The sequence below is a fragment of the Candidatus Villigracilis affinis genome (assembly GCF_016705895.1).
In the GTDB taxonomy this organism is placed as follows: domain Bacteria; phylum Chloroflexota; class Anaerolineae; order Anaerolineales; family Villigracilaceae; genus Villigracilis; species Villigracilis affinis.
In genome coordinates, this window is sequence record NZ_JADJKT010000003.1 from 40843 (window position 1) to 48558 (window position 7716).

The following is a 7716-nucleotide window of genomic DNA, read 5'->3' on the forward strand; positions in this document are numbered from 1 at the left end:
GCGGCGAATTCCACTTTCATCATCTGGGCACTGCTGTGGGTTGCAGAGGGTGCTATTTTAAATCCTGTAACCAAAGTTGTGTATCTTCTGCCTTTACCACTCGCTCTGCCTCAAGGATTAGCATATTCAGGCTTCTTCTGCGCCTGAATGGAGCATTAGGCGGTAAATAAGAATCAGGCAAAGGCGTTTGTTGACTGTTGTGCGATATATTGAGGCAGGGTGACCAGCGCTGGATAAGTAACCGCTCAGAAGCATTTAATTCATTTCTAACAACACTGAATTGCTCGGATTGTGAACTCAATAATTCGATCGTAAAGCTCATTGATTTTGGCCAATTACACCAGACAAAACGGCCGACCATTGAGTGGCCTTTGAAACCACTAATCAAATGTTCCCAGACGCGGGCAAAGGCAAGAAAAGATTGGCCAACATAGAATACGACGTTTTCGTCTCGTAGTAGATATAGATCCAGGCCTTTCCAGGATGCAGGGCATTGTTCGACGAGCAGGAATCGCTTTAACGGAATTACGATATTTTGATTACTCATGGCGATTGCATATTAAAAACAAAAAACTGCTTCTTTGTTGAGTTGAGTATGAAAATCAAACAGGCTAATGGCTTGTGTTTACCTGCTATGACGACTGGAGTACTCCGTGCAGATATTTGACAATGATAGTTTCATCAGGTGGGTAGTTTTGAGGCGCTACCGATGTGAGTTGCGCGAGAATGCACAGCCAGGTTTCTCCAGCACGGATATAAGTGTCCGTGTAGCATGTCATTCCTTGAATTTCTACATCGCTGCGGACTCGAGTCCATCTGTTTGTGGCGCTCACTAGTGCAACATCCCCTATCAGAGTAATTCGCTCGTCGCGCATATCCCAATATGTTATGACACCAGGGTCAAAACCGGTTGCCCATTCCTCTAAGTATGAAGCACGGTCCATGTGGCCGCCCTGTGTGTCAATGGTTCTAAATAAGGGATGCAGGATGGCGTTATGTGATGAAACATCATTTGTGACAAAGTTGTGAATGAAACGCTTGTTGAGAGTACTTAGTGTTGCAATGTCTGCTTGGACGGATGTCATAAAACTTCTCCTTGAAATGTTGATGGCGTTTATAACCTGCGTTATTTGTTGGTATAGGCAATTATAGATTCGCATTCTAAATCGGAAAACTGCATTTTTGCAACCCCCAAATATGATGGTCTTTTAATCTCACCTGAAGCCGAGTGATGAGCGCCTTACGCCCACGAAAGAGGTGAGTGGACCTAGGCTCTGCTTGTTAGTCCTGTATCGTAACCATAAGATGTAAAAAATAAGAACTTACTTTAGTATTAATTGATGAGATGACAGCAAATCGATAATTAGCGCTACATCTGCTCCAGCATGAAAGAGTACGGCCCCAATCAGGCTTCCAGTTTTTATCATTATCAGACTGCCGATAACGCCAATCATAACTAACGCGATCGTGAAGATAATTAAATTGGCTGGTGTGTAGCTGACATCGATGTGCGCTAGAGTAAATACCAATGTTGTCACAAATACGGCGGCGATAACGCCGATGTTTTCTTGGAAACTTTTTAAGAATATTGCCCGATACACTAGTTCTTCCCTAAATCCGTTTGCAAGGCTAAAAACTAACATCATTGGAATTGCTGCTCCAATTACCTTGGTTTCCAAACCCTGGCCTAATGCTTGTAAGACTCCAAATCCGCCAAGGAGTAAAAATCCTATGAGGCCAACAATAATTCCCCAATTCCCCTCACTCCATTGAAGATAAATTGTGGATAGTTCTTGATTTGAAATCAACCAGCCACTGATCACCGGCAGGGAAACCAGTAATGTACTGATTACCATTGTGTATGCAAAGCCTGATAATTCTTTGGCGTTCAAGGAAAATAGATCTTTAAATCTTCCAGTCAGGTAGAAATCCAACATCCAGCCCATAGAAACCAGGAAAAAAGCCCAGAAAACGTTTTTTTGATTTGGAAGATATCTTTGCGATAAGAAATACATAATCAGAAAGGGGATTGGCAAACCGATCTTGTAAATATCTTGAAATTTCTCGGGAATTGATTTCAAAAAGTTTAGACCCAAGAGAAAAATCAAACCTCCAAGTATCCCATAGAGAACAGACCATAATATTTGCATGCCCATTTTTTGCATTTGGATTCCTCTTGTTGATTTTCGCCTTATTGTCCGTTAATTATAGTCCTTTGGCAGCCAACAGTTTGTGTTACTTGCAAAGCGGGTGGATGTGGATAAAGCTCATTATATGGAATATTCTTTGGCGTACGAATCATTGAGAGTGATGTACTTTTGGGATACTGGTCAAGCCTCGGTTATTTTTCCGTGAGTTGCCATTGTTTTTCAAAGGTAATTAAAGCGGGCTTCCGTACATAGCCTATTTTTTCATTCATAGCCAGCATCGGTTTGTTTTTGGCGTCATTCTCCGCCTTGATGAGGACGTACCCACTAGACTGGGCATATGCGATTGCCCGTATTTTCATCGCCAACCCAATTCCTTGGTGCCGATATTGAGGTTTAACCCCCGTCAAGCCTTGATAAAGGGAAACATTTTTTTCGGATAATAAAAGATGACTCAGACCAATGAATTCTTCCCCTTTTGTCGCGACAAAAAAACCTTCTGGAAGAGCAGAAGGTCCTGTGATGGCATATTCGACATACTTTTCAAGTCCTCTTCGTCCGATGCCAGCTGCCAGATCTCCCGGCACACTCAGGCTGATTTCCCAATCTAGATCGTACAGTTTTTGATTTCGTTCGGGGTCATTTTCCAACTCCGAGAGTGTTTTGATTTCGATGCCATTATCTCGAAAACGATCCTCCAACCCTGCGAAGTGAGTCGGGTCAAAGGTTTGAACATTTAGTTCGGAAGGAACATCGCGGATGACCTCTTGAAAACTGCGCTTTTTCAGAAAACGGATACTTTGGGGGCGGTCTTCGGTTGTGCGGGTTCGTATTGCTAGAGGATCGAATTGCTGTAGCCCCTGCATGATGGTTTCGTAAAGCGCGGAGCCAATGCCACCTTTCTGATGCTTGGGGTGCACTCCAACCCAAATCATGAATTTTTGAGGGTGGGCGAACCAATTGGACTGTGTGAAATAACCTGCCCCAATGACCTCATCTTTCTCGATGGCAACCCAGCGCTGAGTCTTGAATTTTGGGTCACGCAATCGGTCTCCCTCAATGAAATCCGAAGCGGAGAGGTGTAGCTCCGGGTCAACAGAATTGTAGAGCGTAGCAATTCCTGGGTAATGATCGGGTGTGGTTGGAAGGATCTTCATTTTCTTTGTCCATGTTATAGGAAAACGGCTGACGCGTAGAAAATGCCAACAAAGGTTTGTTAAGGATGGTGTCGTTCGAATTTAAGATCGGCATGTTTGCTTTTTACCTTTTTAAAACCTGCTCTCTGCAGAACAGCCATGGACTCTGAGTTTGTAGGACTGGTGTATGCAATGATAGTATCTAGTTTCAATGTGTCAAACCCAAAAGCGACAATGAGTTTGACTGCTTCGGTCATAATGCCGAGACCGCGATACAAGGGGCGTAAAATATAGCCAATTTCACCTTTGTTTCGGTCGAACCCGCGATAATAACCGCAAGTTCCTGCAAGTTCGGATGAGTCTTTCAAGAAGATGCCCCAATGCAGCGATTTGCCATTCCTAACGTCAACGTTGATCTGTTCGAGGACATTAATGGCTTCCGTTGTATTCGTCGCGAAGACGCCGTTATATACCGATATATCCACTATTGAAGCAACGTCATGGGACTCGATTTCTTTTAGAGTGAGCCTGTCGCTGGTAATGACTGGCGTTTTTGCAAGACGATGTTTAACGAGAGTGAGTTTTGAGTTCAAGCAAGGAATCCTTTGTAAAGTTGATATGTGTCTTTACTAACAATTTTGAATATCACTCATGATTTCGACCTTGATGCCATCTATTTCTAAAGAGCCAAAGTAAGAGCGTATCTATTTGGAAGCTGAGAAATGAACCATTCCATGGGCCCCATGCTGGTTGGTCTGAATGTCTATGTCGTGGACTTCAATATCCACGCCTTGCAAAGCCATTCCTAAACTTCCTGTAACAACCCAACTGTTCTGACAATTGTTCAGCTGGGCACAAATTTTGCGAAGTGTACTGAGGTAATGCAACTCAATCATGGGATTGTTCCTTTTGCAAAATCCCTTTTAATAACTATTTTAGTATATTTTTTTTGCTTTTCAAGCAGATCTATTTGGCACGGACAGGCTAACGGTTTGCATCCGCGAACTTGCTCTGCTGGTTGCGACACTGGAGTGGGCATGGATTCTGTTTGGGAGCAGAACTCGAAGTCAGAAATATACTCGACGCGAAGTGGGGCGGCAAACCCACCTATTCAGTGAACGCTGTTCGACATATTTTATTTGCTGAGGAAATACTTCCCAGGTCAGTTTGAAGTAAAAGCACTCTGTAAACAAAAAATACCCGCCTCATAAAGGTGGGTATTTTATTAGAAAAGCAGACAAGCTGAAGAATATCTTTGTTTTTAGTCTAAAAGCGAACCAGGGATATTTCCGCCATTTGCAGCAATTTTCTTGAAGAGAGCTTTTCGTAGCGACTCGTTTTTCTCTGCGCTTCCGCTTTTAAAACTAGCGTCAACACCCAACTCGGTTGCCAGTGCATCTCGGTTTTCCCTGCTGCTGTTTGCGCCGATCAACTTCAAAAAATCGATAACGGAAGTTTTCCATTCAAGACCACTGCCCTTTGCTAGTTTATCGAGTTCGGCGGTAAGGTTAACATCGGATATGGTATTGGCACCGGGAACCAAGCCTTTGATCTTTCCAAGAATTTTGTTGAAGATATCAGTAAATATGCTCATATTACACTCCTTTTAGGTTATGTGTTATTCAATATGATCATACAATAGACACTCCTCGTCCGCATCCATCGACCGGGGAGTGTTGAACTCCACCACTTGGGGGGCAGGAGCAATTATTGACCTGATTTGAGGGAATAAAAGTGGATACTCTCAACTTGATGTCCCCAGCAGCCTGCCCTGAGCTTGTCGAAGGGCCTAGTATGCGCTGTGTTAGGTGGTTTTTGATTGTTGGATCACTGTGCAATGCATACAAATGAAAGCCAATTTCTCTTAGTTTGTGATGAGTTTATCTTGAGAATAGTAAACTTGTTGGTAGACAATATATTCCTCATCTCGTTTTCTTGATATCGTGCAAAAAACATTTTGTGCCTGGAATGGAGCCATCATCTCCACGAGGTGCAGTTGGGTCTACAGTCATGACCTCAACCGTAATTTTGCTTCCAATCTCGACATACTCATCGCTTACAACAATGATATTGTAAGTATCTGGATAATTTAATGAATATCCATATTTTGAATTGTTGTAGATATTTTTTAGAGCTGTCTGCGGTAGTGGGATGGATGTATTGGTAACGGGAAAGTAAGAGGCGTTGAGGAGTATTAGAGATTGGTAAATTACTACAAGCAGAGAGAATAACCACTAACAAGATTACGATATACTTTTTCATACCCCCCCCCTTGTTTAGAATGTAAGTATTTAGTCCTTGAATTAGCGACTTTTAAACATAAAAAATTATTATGCAATGATTGTATTCCGTTGCACAAGGGGCGTGCTTAACAGTTGGTGTTACCTGCGCTGGGGCGGGTATTACTTCCAATAAAAAGCGATTCCGCCTGGCAAGCCATTGCTGGTGCTAAAGATAAATACTTTTGTCACTTCTTTAAATTGAGACAAATTTGTTGGAAGTGCTTGTTCAACACCATCAAAACTTACAACCTGAAATCCCCACCCCCTGACAATCCCATCTTTGTAGTTTGGGCTGTAATTTGGGCATTTTTCTATAAAAGTACAAAAACTTTTTAAGTAATACTTTCCGTCGTGCGAGACAATAAGCGGCATATCACCCCATTCTTGAAAAATATCATCTGGTTGTATCTCGGCAGGCAGGTTTTGTAAATCAATCAGTTTCATAAAGTATGAAATTTGATCTGAAATAGTTACATATCCAATTAGAACGATTTTATTATCATTGACTTTTTCGGCAATTGAAACGTGAATTTTCCCGTTTTTTATTTCTTTGGAAAGTGTAGCGAGAGTAACAATTTGTGAATTGAGCGTGTCATATTGCCAAGCAAGTGCGTCATTCCAGTTTGACGGAAATGGAATGGCTGATATCTTTGCCTTATCCTTTTCCAAGATAATAAAATCTTGCAGAACCTGTACGGCATTAAATTTACTTAATATGCCCGTAGATACTGGCGCGAATGTTGCGGACTCTACGTTGTATGAATCTTTGCCGCCATAAATTGAAAACATTGTTCTGCTATCGGGAAACCAGTTAGTAAACCCGCTTTCATAAGAATTGGATGTCCCATCTTTTGTAGAAAAATAAGATTTTTGAAGTTGACCGTCTTCCCAAAGCACATCATACATGACGTATTCGCTGTCGTATGACCATTTAACATATTTTAGGGAATTTATTATTTCTGGTGTGCCGCCTTTGGGTGGATAATCGCCTAATTTTTTAGATTTTCCTGTTTCCAAATTGAACAAAAGAACATTCATCCTGGATGTGGCGGGGTCGGAATAAAGAATATTTTTTCCATCAGGAGACCAGAAAATATTTCCAGTTTGATAGTCTGCCGAGAGGGGTATTTTGAACAAAACCTCCCCCGTGAAAAAATCTCCGATTATGATACACGAGCCGCAATTGCCAGATGCATAAAATGCAACGAGCAATTGTCCCCCGCCTATTGGAATAGGCGTGACGGTGGGGGATGGTTCGGATGTGTTTGTGGGTAATGCTGGTAGGGTAGCAATAGTAGTCTTGGAAGGTTCGACTGATGGAACTTCAGTTGATGTAATAGAAGGATTTGAAGAACAAGCCGTCAAAATGATTGCGATAATAAAAAAGATAACTTTTTGTTTCATACTTTTCCCTTTTGAATTTTCTTTGTCTTACTTGTGACTTTTGTTGTGCACTGGTGTGCCTAACGGTTTGCGTTACCTGCTGGTGGGCGGGCGTGGACTCTGCCTGGGAGCAGTATAAACTCGAAGCTGGGAAAATGCTTGAAAGTGCGTGAAAATGCGGCGTCCACCTGTCCAGTGCACGCGGTGTTAGGCAGTTTTTGTTCATAAAGTGACAATGGGTTTCCAATTACTTTTCCCAGATTCGGTCTCGCCGGGATCATCGCTGTATTTCCCATCACCACGCACAGACAAAACAGAATTATCGGGTTTATAAAGAGACCAAATATCCCCATCGTTTTTTATGCTTATTCGTCGAATGGACAGTATAGCACCGAGGTCGAAATCCAATCGCGTTGTCGATGTTTGTGGATCAACACTGGCATGAATTAATTTTTGACCATCTAAACGAGTAAGAGCCATGTTTTTTCTTTTGTATGAAGTATCACCTGTCACTTCGTCATAATCTTTTATGGAAACTTTCCAATAACCATTTAATATCCAGAAAAACCATTCCCCATGCAGAGCTACACTTCTGTACTTGAAAGAATCACTCATCTTTTGCTACTTGATTTCACTTTTCGCGGTTCACGAATACTCAAAGAGGGTCGCCCGAAATTCATGCTTAAGTTGAGGTTGGCATCCCAATTTACTTTCCAGCAAACTGCGCCATGCAATTCTTGAAATTTAGATTCAACAATGTTCATTAAC

General features: G+C 42.0%; 8 protein-coding genes. All 8 read right to left on the reverse strand.

What is annotated here, in order from left to right:
- Positions 1–52: 52 nt before the first annotated feature.
- The 8 genes from IPI86_RS01235 to IPI86_RS01270 all read right to left on the reverse strand — a co-directional run bounded on the left by IPI86_RS01235 (position 53) and on the right by IPI86_RS01270 (position 7563).
- On the reverse strand, positions 53–547 hold the full coding sequence (locus IPI86_RS01235) for a hypothetical protein (protein WP_345296154.1): 495 nt from the start codon (positions 545–547) through the stop codon (positions 53–55).
- 85 nt (positions 548–632) lie between these two features.
- Entirely contained in the window at positions 633–1085 is a 453-nt protein-coding gene (locus IPI86_RS01240; RefSeq protein ID WP_345296155.1) for a nuclear transport factor 2 family protein, read from the reverse strand.
- Positions 1086–1322: 237 nt separating this feature from the next.
- Positions 1323–2165 (reverse strand): CPBP family intramembrane glutamic endopeptidase, encoded by an 843-nt coding sequence (locus IPI86_RS01245; protein ID WP_345296156.1) that lies wholly within the window; start codon positions 2163–2165, stop codon positions 1323–1325.
- A 176-nt stretch (positions 2166–2341) separates the two neighbouring features.
- The gene (locus IPI86_RS01250) at positions 2342–3304 is read right to left on the reverse strand and encodes a GNAT family N-acetyltransferase (protein ID WP_345296157.1); all 963 of its coding nucleotides are present in this window, start codon (positions 3302–3304) and stop codon (positions 2342–2344) included.
- Between the two features lie 59 nt (positions 3305–3363).
- Entirely contained in the window at positions 3364–3876 is a 513-nt protein-coding gene (locus IPI86_RS01255) for a GNAT family N-acetyltransferase (RefSeq protein ID WP_345296158.1), read from the reverse strand.
- 668 nt (positions 3877–4544) lie between these two features.
- On the reverse strand, positions 4545–4877 hold the full coding sequence (locus IPI86_RS01260; protein WP_345296159.1) for a DUF3597 family protein: 333 nt from the start codon (positions 4875–4877) through the stop codon (positions 4545–4547).
- An 808-nt stretch (positions 4878–5685) separates the two neighbouring features.
- Positions 5686–6969: a hypothetical protein gene (locus IPI86_RS01265; protein ID WP_345296160.1), complete on the reverse strand. Its 1284-nt coding sequence runs from the start codon at positions 6967–6969 to the stop codon at positions 5686–5688.
- Positions 6970–7170: 201 nt separating this feature from the next.
- Entirely contained in the window at positions 7171–7563 is a 393-nt protein-coding gene (locus tag IPI86_RS01270; RefSeq protein ID WP_345296161.1) for a hypothetical protein, read from the reverse strand.
- Between the last annotated feature and the right edge of the window lie 153 nt (positions 7564–7716).